General features: G+C 61.9%; 16 protein-coding genes. 9 read left to right on the plus strand and 7 right to left on the minus strand.

Annotated features, from left to right (window positions below):
• Window positions 1–127: 127 nt before the first annotated feature.
• A complete protein-coding gene (locus AT395_RS09795) occupies window positions 128–1,066 on the plus strand; it encodes a CobD/CbiB family protein (protein ID WP_042115350.1) in 939 nt (312 codons plus the stop codon).
• Window positions 1,067–1,157: 91 nt separating this feature from the next.
• Here the strand turns inward: AT395_RS09795 and rsgA are convergent, their stop codons facing one another.
• Both rsgA and AT395_RS09805 read right to left on the minus strand, forming a co-directional pair.
• Window positions 1,158–2,099, minus strand: a complete 942-nt coding sequence (gene rsgA / locus AT395_RS09800; RefSeq protein WP_376738381.1) for a ribosome small subunit-dependent GTPase A — start codon at window positions 2,097–2,099, stop codon at window positions 1,158–1,160.
• On the minus strand, window positions 2,096–3,343 hold the full coding sequence (locus AT395_RS09805; protein ID WP_048629150.1) for a M48 family metallopeptidase: 1,248 nt from the start codon (window positions 3,341–3,343) through the stop codon (window positions 2,096–2,098). The genes rsgA and AT395_RS09805 overlap by 4 nt, the downstream gene beginning before the upstream one ends.
• Window positions 3,344–3,445: 102 nt before the next feature.
• Here AT395_RS09805 and orn point away from each other — a divergent pair, with 102 nt between their 5' ends.
• Complete coding sequence (gene orn, locus AT395_RS09810) at window positions 3,446–4,084, plus strand: oligoribonuclease (protein WP_042115356.1); 639 nt, start codon at window positions 3,446–3,448, stop codon at window positions 4,082–4,084.
• Between the two features lie 83 nt (window positions 4,085–4,167).
• On the opposite strand, the gene mog is transcribed toward orn, so the two are convergent.
• The gene (gene mog, locus AT395_RS09815) at window positions 4,168–4,788 is read right to left on the minus strand and encodes a molybdopterin adenylyltransferase (RefSeq protein ID WP_048629151.1); all 621 of its coding nucleotides are present in this window, start codon (window positions 4,786–4,788) and stop codon (window positions 4,168–4,170) included.
• Window positions 4,788–5,396: a ribosome biogenesis factor YjgA gene (yjgA, locus tag AT395_RS09820; RefSeq protein WP_042115359.1), complete on the minus strand. Its 609-nt coding sequence runs from the start codon at window positions 5,394–5,396 to the stop codon at window positions 4,788–4,790. The genes mog and yjgA overlap by 1 nt, the downstream gene beginning before the upstream one ends.
• Before the next feature lie 115 nt (window positions 5,397–5,511).
• On the opposite strand from yjgA, the gene pmbA reads away from it, so the two are divergent.
• From pmbA to AT395_RS09855, 7 genes are all read left to right on the plus strand, one after another.
• Entirely contained in the window at window positions 5,512–6,870 is a 1,359-nt protein-coding gene (pmbA, locus tag AT395_RS09825) for a metalloprotease PmbA (RefSeq protein ID WP_094068864.1), read from the plus strand.
• A 218-nt stretch (window positions 6,871–7,088) separates the two neighbouring features.
• The gene (locus AT395_RS09830) at window positions 7,089–8,240 is read left to right on the plus strand and encodes an ABC transporter substrate-binding protein (RefSeq protein ID WP_042115362.1); all 1,152 of its coding nucleotides are present in this window, start codon (window positions 7,089–7,091) and stop codon (window positions 8,238–8,240) included.
• Window positions 8,241–8,369: 129 nt separating this feature from the next.
• A complete protein-coding gene (locus tag AT395_RS09835) occupies window positions 8,370–9,251 on the plus strand; it encodes a branched-chain amino acid ABC transporter permease (protein WP_042115365.1) in 882 nt (293 codons plus the stop codon).
• Window positions 9,252–9,264: 13 nt separating this feature from the next.
• The gene (locus tag AT395_RS09840; protein WP_042115367.1) at window positions 9,265–10,140 is read left to right on the plus strand and encodes a branched-chain amino acid ABC transporter permease; all 876 of its coding nucleotides are present in this window, start codon (window positions 9,265–9,267) and stop codon (window positions 10,138–10,140) included.
• Window positions 10,141–10,158: 18 nt separating this feature from the next.
• The gene (locus tag AT395_RS09845) at window positions 10,159–10,959 is read left to right on the plus strand and encodes an ABC transporter ATP-binding protein (protein ID WP_048629152.1); all 801 of its coding nucleotides are present in this window, start codon (window positions 10,159–10,161) and stop codon (window positions 10,957–10,959) included.
• Complete coding sequence (locus AT395_RS09850) at window positions 10,956–11,669, plus strand: ABC transporter ATP-binding protein (protein WP_042115371.1); 714 nt, start codon at window positions 10,956–10,958, stop codon at window positions 11,667–11,669. The genes AT395_RS09845 and AT395_RS09850 overlap by 4 nt, the downstream gene beginning before the upstream one ends.
• Before the next feature lie 365 nt (window positions 11,670–12,034).
• Window positions 12,035–13,474, plus strand: a complete 1,440-nt coding sequence (locus AT395_RS09855) for a sensor domain-containing diguanylate cyclase (RefSeq protein ID WP_048629153.1) — start codon at window positions 12,035–12,037, stop codon at window positions 13,472–13,474.
• Between the two features lie 128 nt (window positions 13,475–13,602).
• Here AT395_RS09855 and AT395_RS09860 read toward each other — a convergent pair whose 3' ends face one another.
• The 3 genes from AT395_RS09860 to AT395_RS09870 are packed head-to-tail and all read right to left on the minus strand — an operon-like array spanning window position 13,603 to window position 16,051.
• On the minus strand, window positions 13,603–14,091 hold the full coding sequence (locus AT395_RS09860; protein WP_048629154.1) for a dihydrofolate reductase: 489 nt from the start codon (window positions 14,089–14,091) through the stop codon (window positions 13,603–13,605).
• Window positions 14,088–14,882 carry a thymidylate synthase gene (locus AT395_RS09865; RefSeq protein WP_042115377.1) on the minus strand — a complete coding sequence of 265 codons (795 nt, stop codon included), beginning with the start codon at window positions 14,880–14,882 and terminating at the stop codon, window positions 14,088–14,090. Before AT395_RS09865 ends, AT395_RS09860 begins: the two co-directional genes overlap by 4 nt.
• 59 nt (window positions 14,883–14,941) lie before the next feature.
• Window positions 14,942–16,051, minus strand: a complete 1,110-nt coding sequence (locus AT395_RS09870; RefSeq protein ID WP_042115379.1) for an ABC transporter ATP-binding protein — start codon at window positions 16,049–16,051, stop codon at window positions 14,942–14,944.
• Window positions 16,052–16,053: the final 2 nt, after the last annotated feature.

Consider the following 16,053-nt stretch of genomic DNA (forward strand, 5'->3'; position numbering starts at 1 on the left):
ACGAATCGATTTCGCGAGTTGTCTGCTCGAACGATGAATTGAGCGCGCCGTAGAGGCGCTTGGGGCGGGCATTCGCGAGAAGCTGTGCTATCGTTACATCATTCCGTCTGGTGATCTGAACGCACGCATGACATTCTTTTCGGTACTCCTCGCGCTGATCCTCGAGCAGGTGCGTGCGCTCTCCACGCAAAACCCGATCTACAACCTGATTCGCTCCCACGCGACCCACACTTCGCAGACCTTCGACGCGGGGCAACCCCGTCATGGCGTACTTGCATGGCTGGTCGTCGTGTTGCCGTTCGTGCTGGCCGTCGGCGTTGTCTACTACCTGCTGATGCGGGTCAACATTTTCCTGGGTTTTGCATGGAACGTGTTCATCGTCTACCTGACGATGGGCTTCCGGCAGTTCAGTCACTATTTCACCGACATTCATGTCGCGCTGAACAACGACAACGTGAGCGAGGCGCGCGAAATTCTGCGCCAGTGGATTGGTATCGACACGGTCGACATGCCGGTGGATGAAATCGTGCGCCACACGTTGTTGCATGCGGTTATTGCGTCGCATCGTCACGTATTTGGTGTGTTCTTCTGGTTCCTGATGCCGGTCGGTCCGGCCGGCGCCGTGTTGTACCGTCTCGCGGAATATCTGTCGCGTCGCTGGACGGAGAACGTGCCGGATCGTAGCCCTGCGTTCGGCGCATTTGCACGCAAGGCGTTTTACGTGATCGATTGGGTGCCTGCACGGTTGACGGCGATCGGCTTCGCCATCGTCGGTAACTTTGAAGATGCGATCTACGCGTGGCGTCACTTCGCCAAGCAGTGGCCGAACGAGAACGAGGGAATTCTGTTGGCCGCCGGAAGCGGTGCGCTCGGCGCGCGACTCACGGGGCCGCTGGCGGAAGTCTCCAGTGTCGACGCGCTCAATCAGGTCGACGATGCAGTCCTGCCGGTCGGTAGCGAATGCACGCCTCGTACGCTTCAGGCGGCGGTTGGGCTGGTATGGCGGGCGGTCTTGTTGTGGATGCTGCTATTGCTGCTGCTCACCCTCGCCGTGTGGTTGGGCTGAGGCTCACACCACGAGCCTCATGAGGCATTTACAAAAAACCCCGCAGACGCGGGGTTTTTTATTGCCGATCCCTCTGAAAGGGCCGGTGTCCTTAATACGGAATCTGTTGCTCCGATTCGTGAACAAGCTGCGCATACAGGGCATGCCGCTGTTTCGAGATCCGCCCGTCGGCGACGGCCTCGAGAATGGCGCAACCCGGCTCTTTCAGATGGTGACAGTTGTAGAAACGACATCCCGTGAGCAATGGACGAAACTCGGGAAATGCACGCTCCAATGCCCCTTCTTTGAGATGGTGCAGACCAAACTCCTGGAAGCCGGGTGAGTCGATGAGCAAGCCACCGTCGGGCAGATGAAAGATACGTGTGAAGGTGGTCGTGTGCTTGCCGGAGTTCAGCACCGTGGAGATTTCACGGGTCGCCGCGTCGGCGTCGGGTACTACGAGGTTCACAAGGCTGGATTTGCCCATGCCCGACTGCCCGAGCAGCAGCGATGCCTGATGCGCGAGACGCGGCAGCAGTAGCGCCTTCGCCGTCTCCGGGTCAGCGCGTACAGACAGTTCCAGTACCTCATAACCCAGCGCTCGGTAAGGCGCAAGACGCTCACGTGCTGCGGGCAGGGCATCCGCCACGTCCGTCTTGTTGAGGACGATCAGCGGCCGCAACTCGTTGGCTTCCGCCGCGACGAGCGCACGGCCGAGCAGATCCTCGCTGAAGTACGGCTCAGTTGCCAGCATGATGACTAGCTGATCAATGTTGGCAGCGAACAGCTTGCTCTTGAACTGGTCGGAGCGATAGAGCAGATTGCGGCGCGGCAGAATTTCTTCGATCACCCCCTGATCGCCCGTGCGTGCCCAGGCTACCTCGTCACCCACCGCAATCTCGCTCTTCTTGCCGCGCGGGAAGCAGAGTACCGTCTCGCCATCGTCGGCTTCAACGACATAGTGACGACCGTGGGCCGCAGCCACGCGGCCGTGGCGTCGTTCCTGAGGGGTCGTATCGACCACCATGGCTTTCGCTTTGCTGCTTCGCTTCATGCGTGCCCCAGCAGACGGTCGATACGCTGGGAGGCAGGCGGATGCGAGTAGTAAAACGCGGTGTAGACCGGGTCGGGCGTCAGGGTCGACGCGTTGTCCTGATACAGCTTTACAAGGGCATTGATCAGATCGCTGGCTTGTGTCTGGCTGGCGGCGAATGCGTCGGCCTCGAACTCATGTTTGCGGGACGTCAGGCTGCTCAGCGGGCTCGCGAAGAAGCCGAACACCGGCAACACGAGGAAGAACAACACGAGCGCCAACGCATTGTTGCTGCCGGTCATCGACGGCATCACGCCGAGTTCGGTATAGAACCATGTGCGTCCGGCCAGCCATCCGAGCAGCGCAAGGAACGCCAGGGACAACGCGAAAGCGACGACCAGCCGTTTGGTAATGTGGCGACGTTTAAAGTGTCCCAGCTCGTGTGCCAGCACCGCTTCGATTTCAGCGGGCGAGAGTCGCTCGATCAACGTATCGAAGAACACGATGCGCTTGGCGCGGCCGAATCCGCTGAAGTACGCGTTGCCATGAGCCGAGCGCTTGGAGCCGTCCATTACGAAGAGGCCGCGCGCCGCGAAACCGCAGCGCTTCATTAGGCCTTCAATGCGTTGTGCCAGCGAGGCATCGGCGAGCGGCTCGAACTTGTTGAACATTGGTGCGATGACGTGCGGGAAGATGAACTGCACGAACAGATTGAAGGCAACCCAGACAATCCACGTGTACAGCCACCACAGCGGTCCCGCTCGCTCCATCAGCCACAGTACGACGAAGAGCAGCGGCAACCCGAGCACAATCCCGATGGCAGTGCCCTTGAGCAGATCGACGATGAACAGCCCTAGCGACATGCGGTTGAAGCCAAAGCGCTGCTCGATGACAAACTGCCGCACATAAGTGAACGGCAGGTCGACGATGCCTGAGATCAGGAGCACGGCGGCGATCAGCGCGATCTGGCCCAGATAGCCCTCGCCAAGCCATTCGGAGATACCGATATGCAGCAGATTCAATCCGCCAAGCAGCGTGAAAGCGACGAGCAGCACGGCCTGGGCGAAGATCTCTGCCATGCCGAGCCGAGTACGGGCGACCGTGTAATCGGCGGCACGCTGGTGATCGGTCAGCGTGATCGTATCGGCGAACCGTTCGGGAACGGCAGCCCGATGGGCGACCACATGGCGAACCTGACGGGCGGCCAGCCAGAGCTTGGTCATGACCATCGCCAGCAGGAAGATCACGAAGAGATAAGTGAACATGCGCTTTAGGAGAATCCGAAGTATGCGAGAATTATAAGTTCTTTCGACCGGCCAGGCGCCGCGCCGGTCGCCAACCGATGCGTTTTCCAGAGTCTTCCGATCATGTCTGTCATCCCATCCCAAAATCCCGCGTCTGCCGCTGCCGAGACGACGCTCGCCCGCGCCGAGTTCAATTTGGTCTGGCTCGACATGGAAATGACCGGTTTGCAGCCTGACAGCGACCGGATTATCGAGGTGGCGGTCGTTGTCACGGATTCTGCGCTGACGCGTCGTATCGAGGGGCCGGTTTTCGCAATCCACCAGTCAGATGCAGTGCTGGACGGCATGGACGACTGGAATAAATCGACGCATGGCCGCTCGGGGCTGATCGACCGGGTGAAGGCATCGGTCATTGATGAGGCCTCGGCGGAAGCCCAACTGATCGAGTTCCTGTCCCAATACGTGCCGCCGAACAAGTCGCCGATGTGCGGCAACTCGATTTGCCAGGACCGCCGCTTCATGGCGCGTTACATGCCCAAGCTCGAAGCCTTCTTCCATTACCGGAATCTGGACGTCAGCACACTCAAGGAACTGTGCCGCCGCTGGGAACCGACGGTCTACAAAGGCTTTACCAAGCGTGCAGCGCACACGGCGTTGGCCGACATTCACGAGTCGATCGACGAACTGGTGTATTACCGCGAACATTTCCTGAAAACAGCCGTGCCTGGCGCGCCGGACGCCCCGGCATCTGCGCCGGTCTGATGCTCGCCGTACGATAAAAAACGCCAGCGAATTCGCTGGCTTTTTTTGTTTGGAATCACCACGCCAGCCAGACCGGCAGGGGCTTACGTCGACTTCGGGGCACGAATCGCGCTTTTGGGGCGGAACGCTTTGCAGATGCCTTCGTCCGTCTCGACGTATGGCCCGCCGATCAGGTCGATGCAGTAAGGCACGGCGGCAAAAATGCCGGGCACGACCGACTTGCCGTCGGCGTCGCGCAGCCCTTCGAGCGTTTCCTTGATCGACTTGGGTTGCCCGGGCAGGTTGATGATCAGGGCAGCGTGGTCCGCCGTCTCGCGGATCACTGCCACCTGACGCGACAAAATCGCCGTCGGAACGAAGCGCAGGCTGATCTGACGCATCTGTTCCCCAAAGCCCGGCATTTCCTTTGTGCCTGCACGCAGGGTGGCTTCCGGCGTGACATCGCGTCGCGCCGGGCCGGTGCCGCCGGTCGTGAGCACCAAGTCGCACTTCAAGGTGTCGACGAGATCGATCAGGGTCGCGGTGATGCCGTCGGCGTCGTCGGGAATCAAGCGGGTTTCGGCGACCCACGGCGAGGCCAGCGCGCTGGCGAGCCAGTCTTGCAGCGCAGGAATTCCCTGATCCTGATACGTACCCTGGCTCGCGCGGTCGCTGATCGAGACCAGGCCTACGCGGAGTTCGTCCGGATGTGAGCGGGCGACCATCAGTCTTCCTCGCGAGTTGGGAATTCCGGCAGATCGCTATCGGCCACTTCCGAAGATTCGGCGGTCCCGGCCGATCCCGTGCCCAGCAGGTCCTTAAGGACCTGGAAGAGTTCGCGGAAAGCCTTGGGCGGCTTTTGTGCTGCCTGTTCGCGGCGAGCATTGCGAACGAGCGTGCGCAGTTGCTGGGCGTCGGCTTCCGGGTGCTGGGTCAGCAGTTCGGTGAGCGCTTCGTCCTTGGCCAAAAGGCGTTCGCGCCAGCGCTCAAGGGCGTGCAGCTTGGCGGTTTCCGCCTTCGAGACACCGTTGATGATGTCCAGAGCCCGGCGAATTGCCTCGACTTCCGACTCGTCCAGGGTGCGCATTTGCTTGCCCACATACTGCATTTGGCGGCGGCGGCCCTCGTGGGCTGTGATCTTGCGGCAGTCGCGGACGGCCCGTTCAAGGTTCTCGGGCATCGGCACGCGGGCGAGCGCGTCCTTGCCGAGATTGACCAGTTCTTCGCCCAGATCCTGCAAGGCATGCGACTCGCGCTTGCGCTGGGATTTGCTCGGGCCTTCGTCGGCAAGCTCGCTGTGAGCGATACGGTTAAAGCGTTGAATGTGCGTCATGGGCGCTATTGTAACGCGGCGCGCGCTGTCCAAATAGTTGCTGGGCCCATGCACTATGGTGGAGAAGTCGCGCTAAGATGGCGGTTCCTATTCAGCCACTGACCGAATCGCGCCGATGTCCCAAGCGACCCAGCACTTCACGCACACCCAGGATCAACTCAAGGAAATCGTCAGCGACGTACTGCAATACGCCCGTTCGCTCGGCGCAACCGACGCGGCCGCCGAAATCTCCGAGGGCGACGGTCTGTCGGTCTCGGTGCGGCGCGGCAAGGTCGAGACCATTGAGCGCAACCGCGACAAGCTCGTGGGCGTGACGGTCTTCATCGGCCAGCGTCGCGGCAACGCCAGCACGTCGGATTTCTCGCGCAAGGCATTGCACGACACTGTCGATGCCGCCTACAACATTGCCCGTTTCACGGCAGAGGACGACTGCGCCGGGCTCGCCGAGTCTGAACTACTGGAAATGCATCCGCAGGATCTGTCGCTATTCCATCCGTGGCGCATTACGGCAGACGAAGCGGTGGAACTCGCCCGTCGAGCCGAGAAGGCGGCGCTCGACGTGAGCCCGATCATCCGCAATTCCGAAGGCGCCAGCGTGTCGGCGCAGCATTCGCAGTTCATGCTCGGCACGACGCGAGGCTTCCTCTCGGGGTATCCGTATTCGCGCCATTACCTGTCGGTCTCGCCGATTGCGGGTTCGGGCAGCCATATGCAGCGCGACGACTGGTATTCGTCCAAGCGCGCCGCCGAGGATCTGGCGTCGCCGGAATCGGTAGGCCGTTACGCTGCCGAGCGTGCGCTGGCCCGTCTGCATGCTCGCAAGCTCTCCACGCGCAAATGCGCGGTGCTGTTCGAGGCGCCGCTTGCTGCCGGCCTGCTGGGGGCGTTTGTGCAGGGCGTGAGCGGTGGAGCGCTGTACCGCAAAGCCACGTTCCTCGTCGACACGCTGGGTAAGCCGGTGTTTGCCGATCACGTGGGGATTCACGAAGATCCGCATGTACCGCGCGCCATGGGCAGCGCTCCGTACGACGAGGAAGGCGTGAAAACGCGTGCCCGCGATGTCGTGAGCGATGGCGTTGTGCAAGGCTACTTCTTGTCGACGTACTCGGCTCGCAAGCTGGGCATGCAGACGACCGGCAACGCCGGCGGCTCGCACAACCTACGCATGTACAGCAAACTCACGGCACCGACCGATGACTTCCGGGCGATGTTGCGCAAGCTGGGCACCGGGTTGCTCGTGACCGAGTTGATGGGGCAGGGCGTGAACTATGTGACCGGTGACTATTCGCGTGGCGCGTCGGGCTTCTGGGTCGAGAACGGTGAAATTCAGTATCCGGTCGAGGAAATCACGCTGGCCGGCAACTTGAACGACATGTTCCGCCAGATCGTGGCGATCGGTGCCGACACGCTCGTGCGGGGCACCAAAGAGGTGGGGTCGATCCTGATTGAACAAATGACCATCGCCGGTCATTGATGCTGCGAAAGGCCCTTGTGGCGCGATAAACGCGTTGCATTTATGCGCCAAAGCGGGGCAAAAATCCATTTGCCGTGTCCTGCACAGGCAGTTTGCGTTATGCTTAGGAGTTTTCTTAAGCCGTGGCTTAAGAACGGACACGGTAGTTAGGGTAATGGGCGCGCTCATAAGGCGCGCCTTCTCATAACTAGAGACTAGGTATTGGAGGAAGAAGACTCATGAAAAGCACCATGACCAAGTTGCTGAGCGCGCTTGTCGCTACGGGGATGGTGGCTGCGGCGCACGCGGCCGATCTGAAGATCGGTGTGGCCGAAGCACTGTCGGGCGGTGCTGCGCAATATGGCGCGGCCATCAAGAATGGTTTCCAGCTCGCTGCTGACGAAATCAACGCCGCTGGCGGCATCAACGGCAACAAGCTTGTACTGCAGGTCGAAGATGAGCAGGGCAAGAAGGAAGAGGCGATCAACGTCTTCAAAAAGCTGATCTTCCAGGACAAGGTGCTCATGGTGTTCGGCCCGACGCTGTCGAACTCGGCGCAGGCAGCCGATCCGATCGCTCAAGCCGGCAAGACGGTGGCGTTTGGCACGTCGAATACGGCAGACGGCATTACGTCGATCGGCGATTTCATCTTCCGCAATTCGGTGACCGAAGCCGACGTGCTGCCGGAGACCATCAAGGTCGCGGCCAAGCACACGGGCATCAAGAAGGTCGCGGTGCTGTACGGCAACGACGACGTGTTCACCAAGAGCGGCTACGACAACTTCAAGAAGGCGCTTGAAGACCTGAAGATTCCGGTCACGACGACCGAAACGTTCGCCAAGGGCGACGTGGACTTCAAGGCGCAGCTCACGAAGATCAAGGCGAGCAACCCCGACGCCATCGTGCTGTCGGCGCTGATTGCCGAAGGCGCGCCGATCATGGTGCAGGCCCGTCAACTGGGGATCAACGTGCCGTTCATTGGCGGCAACGGCATGAACTCGGTCAAGGTGTTCGATCTGGCCAAGGGCAGCTCGGACGGTCTGTGGGTGGGTAGCCCCTGGTCGATCGAGAACAACACGCCGGCCAACACGAAGTTCATCGGCGCTTACAAGGCGAAGTACAACGTGGCGCCGGACCAGTTCGCCGCGCAGGCGTACGACGCGATGTACATCGCAGCGGGTGCGATCAAGAACGTGAAGATCTCGGGCAACCTCGAAGCTGACCGCAAGGCGCTGCGCGACGCGCTGCCGAAGGTCACGCACGAAGGCGCGACGGGCAAGTTTGCGTTCCGTCAGGCCATGGGCAAGAACGGCAAGCCGGCCGGCTACGATGCACAGCAGGCACCGATCGTCAGTGTGACGAAGGGTGGCAAGTACGTCATCGAGAAGTAAGCAGCCCGGCAGTACTTGAAGAAGTCCGCATGGGCGTAGGGCCGAAAGGCGCTACGCCCATCGGCGTTTCTGGCGCACGCCGTACCCCCTGCGACGCGCGCCTCCGTCCCTCAGGCTGGAATACACACCATGCTGGAACAGCAACTCGTCAACGCGCTCTCCCTCGGGTGCGTCTACGCCTTGTTCGCGCTCGGGTTCACACTCGTGTTCGGCATCCTCGGCGTCATCAATCTCTCGCACGGCGCGGTCTTCATGGTCGGTGCCTATGCGGCACTGCAAGCCGTCGTGCGCCTTCATCTGCCGCTGTGGGCGGCCATTGTGACGGCGGTCATCGTTGCCGGTCTGCTTGGCTTGCTGATCGACGTGCTGGTGCTCAAACCGTTGCGCAAACGCGGGGCGCCTCACCTGATCCCGATGATTGCCACCATTGGCGTGGGCATTCTGCTCAACAACGGAGTGCAAGGCATCTTCGGCGCGGAGAATCTGCGTTTCCCCTACGACGTGGTGTCGCAGGAGACTCTCACGGTCGCCGGCGTTCACATGACGGTGCTCGAACTCGCGATCATCTTCATCTCGTTTGCGCTGATGGCCGTGCTCATTACCACGATCAAGAAGACGCAACTGGGCCGCGCGCTGCGCGCTATTGCCGAATCGCCGAAGGCCGCGTATCTGCTCGGGATCAACGTCGAGGGCCTGTTCCTGGCGACGTCGTTCGCTGCGGCCGGTCTGGGCGGCATGGCGGGGGTGCTGATCGGGCTGTACTCCAACGCGGTATTCCCGCTGATGGGGCAACCGATGCTGCACAAGGGTATCGCGGTGATCATTCTGGGCGGGATGGGCGACATTCGCGGCGCGATGATCGGTGGCCTGTTCCTCGGCTTTGCCGAAGTCATGTCGGTCGCGTATATCGGTTCGAACATGCGCGACGCCGTGGCGTTCGGCCTGCTGTTCCTGATCCTGCTGGTGCGTCCGCAGGGGTTGTTCGGCAAAGTGCTCGAACGCAAAGCGTAATTACGGGGGCGCAATGGACTGGTTTAACAATTTCTGGGCGGTCTACAGCAATCTGGTGCTGAGTTTGGGCACCAATGCGCTGCTGGCCCTGTCGATTTACCTCACGCTCTCGTGCGGCATGTTGGCCATGGCCAATGCGGCGTTCATGGGGATTGGCGCATACACCGCCGCATTGCTCACGATGAACTACGACACGCCGTTTGCGGTGTCGCTCGCGGGCGGCATGGCGGCACCGGCGCTCGTCGCATTCATCATCGGCAAGCCGACGCTGCGTCTGTCGGGCGTCTACCTCGCCATGGCGACGCTCGGCTTCGGTGAAGTCGTGCGCGTGCTGATTCTGAATACCGAAGACCTGACCGGCGGCGCACTGGGTCTGAACGGCATTCCGCAACTCACACAGTGGTGGCATGTCGCTGGTGCTGTCGTGATCACCCTTGCGGTGCTGTGGCGCCTGCGCCGCTCGAAGGTGGGCCGTGCGTTCGAGGCCATCAAGGAAGACGAGACGGCGGCGGGCCTCATGGGCATCAACGTCACGGGCTACAAGATGCTCGCGTTCGTGCTGGGGGCGGTGCTTGCCGGGCTGGCAGGGGCGCTCAATGCGCATCTTACGTTCTTCATCGGCCCGAACGAATTCGGGTTCGACCGTGGCGTCGAGATTCTGACGATGGCAATTCTGGGCGGGATCAACGGGTTGATGGGGCCGATATTGGGCAGCACCATTCTGACGTTGTTGCCCGAGTTGCTGCGCGCGTTCAACGACTTCCGCCTTGTGGTCAACGGCCTGATCCTGGTGCTGATCGTGCTGTTTCTGCCCAAGGGTATCTGGGACCCGATGCGATTTCGCCGTTGGTTCCGTGCCGACAAGGCGCGTTCGGCCTCTTCCACGTAAGCGGACGGGGAACACGACATGCTCAAGCTTTCCAATATTTCCAAACGATTCGGTGGATTGCACGTTCTGCAGGACGTGAACATCGAGGTGCCGCAGGGCACCATCTTCGGCCTGATTGGCCCGAACGGCGCCGGTAAAACGACCGTTTTCAACCTCATCACCGGCCTGTTGCAGCCGACTGGCGGCAGCATCACGTTCGACGGCGAGACGCTCGTGGGGCAGAAGCCCCACAAGATCACGCAGCGCGGTATTGCCCGTACGTTTCAGAACATCCGCATCTTCAAGGAGATGACGCTGATCGAGAACGTGGTGGTCGGTATGCATCGCCACCTCTCCTATGGCCCGGCGGGGCTATTGCTCTCGCTGCCGGGTTTTCGCGAGATGGAGAAGCGTTCGCGCGAGCGCGCTCACGAATTGCTGTCGTGGGTGAAGCTCGACCATAAGGCATACGACATAGCCGATAACCTCTCGTACGGCGACCAGCGCAAGCTGGAGCTGGCGCGAGCGTTGGCCACCGAGCCCAAGCTGTTGCTGCTCGACGAGCCGGTGGCGGGCATGAACACAGGCGAGAAGGTCGATCTCATGAGCGAGATCGAGAACATCAAGGCGCGCGGTTACACGATCTTCATGATCGAGCACGACATGCGCTTCGTGATGGGCCTGTGCGAACGCATCGCGGTGTTGAACTTCGGCCGCATCATTGCCGAAGGCAAGCCCGAAGAGATCAAGAACAACCCGCAGGTCATCGAGGCTTATCTCGGCCGCGACGACGACGACGATGCGGCCGCGCTTGCGGCCGGCGCGGAGGACAAAGCATGAGCGCGCTGCTTGAAGTGAAGGGCCTTAAGGTGGCCTATGGGCATATCGAAGCGGTGAAGGGCGTTGATTTCTCGTTGCGCGAGCACGAAATCACCTCGCTTGTGGGGGCCAATGGCGCAGGTAAGTCCACGACATTGCTGGCGCTATCCGGTCTCATCAAGAAGCAGAGCGGCTCGATCCTGTTCCAGGGCGAAGAGATCGGTGGTCTGGCGCCGAACAAGATCGTGCAGCGCGGTCTCGTTCAGGTTGCCGAGGGACGAGCTACGCTCACGACAATGTCAGTACGCGAGAACCTTGAGCTCGGCGCCTATACGCGTCGAGACAAGCAGAACGTGAAGCCGGACCTGGACAAGGTGCTCGATCGTTTCCCGCGTCTTGCCGAGCGCATCGATCAGATGGCGGGCAACCTGTCGGGCGGCGAGCAGCAGATGCTGGCAATCGGGCGTGCGTTGATGGCACGTCCGCGCTTGCTGCTGCTCGACGAGCCTTCGATGGGGCTGGCGCCGATCATTGTGCAGGGCATCTTCAGCACCTTGAAAGAGATCAACGCCGATGGCTTGACGATTTTCCTGGTGGAGCAGAACGTGCGTCAGGCGCTGAAGATCGCGCAACATGGCTACGTGCTGGAGACCGGCAAGGTCGTGTTGGAAGACACGGGCCGCAGCCTGCTGGGCAATCCACGCGTGCTCGAAGCCTATTTGGGCGGTTGACGTCGGCCCGCATTGAGGGATCGTCTTCCGTTATGCGGTGACGTTGCCGAGATGCCGACAGACAGCCGAAAACGCGCCGATGGGTCTTGAGTGACCGATCGGCGCGTTTTGTTTTTCTCGGTGCGAGGGCGTCGTTACCGTGCGGTGGTCTACCTTATTACGTACTCGGGCTCCGATACCGCAAGTGACGACGGCGCTACGATCCCCCGCAGCCCATGCGGATCCGGTGCTCGCGGCGCCCCGGCCGTTGGCATCCGGCGAGAATTGGTGCATGCTTCGCGAATCACCTGCCTACGCAGCGACTCGACTGCAACGCGCCGGTGCGAGCACGAGACACAGACTCGCGAGGGACTTAAGGAGCCTTCATGGACGGCTTTCTGATGACGCGGGCATCACGGGGGCAGCGGGCATTTGCCGGCGGTCTGGCGATCGCGATCCTCGCAGCCCTGATATTGGCGGCGCCGCAGGCAACGGCAGTCTTGCCCGCGGTCGCGCCTTTCCTGCCGATGTGCGGGCTGACGGTGTTCACGACGGCGTCGATTGCGTCGTTCCTGTTGGCTGCGCAGTTTCAAGTGAGCCGGTTGCCGGTCTTCGGGCTGCTGGCTGGCGCCTATGCCTTCACGGCGTTGACGGTTGCCATGCAGTTGTTGACCTTCCCGGGCCTGTTCTCGCCGCAAGGGTTGTTTGGCGCGTTTCCCTCTACATCGGGTTGGATTTGGGCGATTTGGCATGCGGGGTTTCCCACGCTCGTGCTCATCGCGATGATTTCGCGGCGTCTGTTCGCCACGCAGTCCGTAACGCAATTGCCGCCGACGGGACGCGCCTTGTGGGTCTTCGTCGGCTTGCCGCTCCTCGTGGGGGCGCTGCTTTGCATGACGGTACTGGCCGTGCAGTTACCGCCAGCGTTGTCACCGGCAACCGCCCCGGGGGATTTTTCGGCGAGGGGGGCGGGCCTGGTGTTGCTCGTGGTGAATCTGGCGGCGCTGGGAGCGGTGCTGGCTATCGGCCGTCTGCGTACGGTGCTCGATCTGTGGGTGGCGCTGGCTGTCCTCGCATGTGTGACCGATACCGTGCTCAGCCTGATGAGTACGGTGCGGTTTTCGCTGGGCTGGTACCTGGCGCGACTGTTCAGCATGTCGGCACCGGGGCTGCTGGTTTGCTTGCTGGTATGGGAGGTCACGCGGCTTTATCGAGAGCTTACGCGCGCGCATCTGCGTCTGATCGAGTACAGCAACCGTGATGCACTCACCGGCATTTTCAATCGTCGTTTCTTCAACGACCGGTTTCCGCGCGACTTCGAGCAGGCGCGTCGCTCGGGGCAGCCGCTATCGCTGCTCATGATCGACGTGGACTATTTCAAGCGTTACAACGACCAGTATGGCCACCCCGTGGGCGACGAGTGCCTCGAGCATGTGGCATTGGCGCTTATGCGGGCGACGCACCGACCGGCGGACGTTGTGGCGCGTTACGGCGGGGAGGAGTTCGTGATCGTGCTGCCCGACACCGGCGCGAACGGCGCGTATTTCGTCGCCACCCGTGTGACGGAGAGCGTGCGGGCACTGGCGAGGCCGGCACCCGAGCCGCAAGGCATTGTGACCGTCAGTGTGGGGTGTGCGACACATGTGCCGCAGTACGGAAATCCTGCCGACACGCCGGAGCGCCTGATCGCGCTGGCCGACGAGGCGTTGTACACGGCCAAACGTCTTGGCCGCGATCGCGTGCATGTTTCGGAGGGAATTCTGCCGGTAAGCGGCGGGGAGACGAGCACGGCGGCACAGGTGCCGCACGCCGATCTGCGCGCGTGAGCGCAAGAGCAGGAACGCAAGAACGGGAACGCAAGAACGGGAACGCAAGAACGGGAACGCAAGAACGGGAACGCAAGAACGGGAACGCAAGAACGGGAACGGCGCGTGCGCGCCGCCCGTCGAATCTCTCAAATCCGTTCGTACGTTACAAACGCGTAGTCGAAGTCGTTCGGGGCGGGGGAGTGATGCGTCTCGCGCGCGGTCTCTTGCCACTGCGCAGCGGGCAGGTCGGGGAAATGCGCGTCGCCCTCGAAGGCTTTGGCAATCTCCGTGACGATCACCTTGTCCGCACTCGCCAGCGACTCCGCGTACAACTGCGCGCCGCCGATCAGGCAGATCTCCTCTACACCCACACACAGGCGCATCGCATCGATGAGCGAGCTGGCCACCTCGCACCCGTCGATCTTCAGGTCCGGATTGCGCGACACCACGATGTTACGGCGTCCCGGCAGCGGGCGGCCGATCGAATCGTAAGTCTTGCGTCCCATGACAACGGGCTTGCCGAGCGTTGTGCGCTTGAAGTGGGCAAGATCTTCCGGCAAACGCCACGGCAATTGATTGTCGCGCCCGATCACGCCGTTTTCGGCGCGGGCGACCACCAGCGTCAGTATCGTCATACGGCCACCGGCGCCTTGATATGCGGATGCGCCTCGTACCCAACGATCCGGAAGTCTTCGAAACGGTAATCGAAAATCGAATCGGGCTTGCGCGCGATCTCCAGCTTCGGCAGCGGGAACGGCTCGCGCTCGAGTTGCGTGGCGACCTGTTCCAGATGATTGTTGTACAGATGGCAGTCGCCGCCCGTCCACACGAAGTCGCCGACCTCCAGCCCAGTCTGCTGCGCCATCATGTGCGTGAGCAATGCGTAGCTCGCGATGTTGAACGGCACGCCGAGGAAGATATCCGCGCTGCGTTGGTAAAGCTGGCATGACAGCTTGCCGTTGGCCACATAGAACTGGAAGAACGCGTGGCACGGCGGCAGCGCCATGCGCGGAATTTCACCGACGTTCCATGCGGAAACGATCAGACGGCGCGAGTCGGGTGTTGTGCGGATCTGCTCGACAAGTTGCGTGATCTGATCGATATGACCACCGTCGGGGGTTGGCCACGAGCGCCATTGGGCGCCGTACACCGGGCCGAGTTCACCGTCGGCATCGGCCCATTCGTTCCAGATGGACACGCCGTTTTCCTGCAGATAGCCCACGTTAGTGCTGCCCTGCAGGAACCACAGGAGTTCATGCACGATGGACTTGATATGCACTTTCTTGGTCGTGACGAGCGGGAATCCTTCCTGCAGGTCGAAGCGCATCTGATAGCCGAACACCGAGCGCGTGCCCGTGCCCGTGCGGTCGGTCTTGTCTGTGCCATGTTCGAGTACATGGCGCATGAAGTCGAGGTACTGTTTCATAGGCCCATCCGTTTTGCCGGATTTTACCAGCCTCTGAGTGACGGCGTGCTGTCGAGGCGTCAGACCGGCGCGGTACCGGCCGCAAACGCCACCGGATGCTGTACCGCAAGACGCAGCCCCACCCGTTCGCCTGCCTCGTGCGTCAACTCGCCGTCGACGCGCGCAATGACCTCCTGGCCCGACGCCAGGCGCAACGTGTAAAGCTGATCGGCGCCGCGGAACGCGCGCCGCACCAGCGTGGCTTCGAACGGACTGGCGGGGTCATGCGCAATATCGTCTGCGCGCAGCAACACGTCGACGTTCACTGGATACGCGTCTTTCGCGGCGGTGCGCAGCAGCTTGTCGGCCAATGCCGGCGAGACGGCGATCTCCCCGAGTTCGATCGAGATGCCGCCGCCGTCGGCGTTGCCTCGGAACGTGCCCGGAATCAGCGCGCCGCGTCCGATGAAATCGGCGACCACGCGGTTGGCGGGCGTGCGCCACAACTCTCGGGCGGGCGACCACTGGGCGATCGCGCCCGCATGCATCACCCCGATGCGATCGGCCATCGCGAAGGCCTCATGTTGATCGTGCGTGACGAGAATCGCTGTCGCGCCGCTCGCCCGGATGATCTCGCGCACCTCCACGGCCAGCCGTTCGCGCAGATCGAGGTCGAGATTCGAGAATGGTTCGTCGAGCAGCAGCAGGGCAGGCGAAGGCGCCAGGGCGCGTGCAAGCGCCACGCGTTGCTGTTGACCCCCGGAGAGTTCGTGCGGGTATTGGCGCAAGGCGCCGGCCAGACCCACACGTTCGGCGAGGGTCGCCACCCGGTCCTCACGTTCGGCCCGGGTCATGCGTCCGAGGCCAAAACCGATGTTCTGAGCGACATTCAGATGCGGGAACAACGCGTAATCCTGAAACACCACGCCCACATGACGTCGCTCCGGCGGTTCGCTCAATTGCGCGTTGGCGACCTCGTGACCGTCGAGCACGATACGTCCGCCGGAGAGCGGCTCGAAGCCGCACACGGCGCGCAACACCGTGGTCTTTCCGCAGCCGGACGGGCCAAGCAGACAACCGATCTCGCCGCGCGCGAGCGATAGCGTCAGGTCGCGAACGGCCGTGTGGAGGTGGCCGCCGGCGTCGTAATTCACCGAGATGTGGTCGAGCAGCAGGTAAGGCAGGGGCATCG

Source organism: Pandoraea apista, assembly GCF_001465595.2.
GTDB classification, from domain to species: Bacteria; Pseudomonadota; Gammaproteobacteria; order Burkholderiales; family Burkholderiaceae; genus Pandoraea; species Pandoraea apista.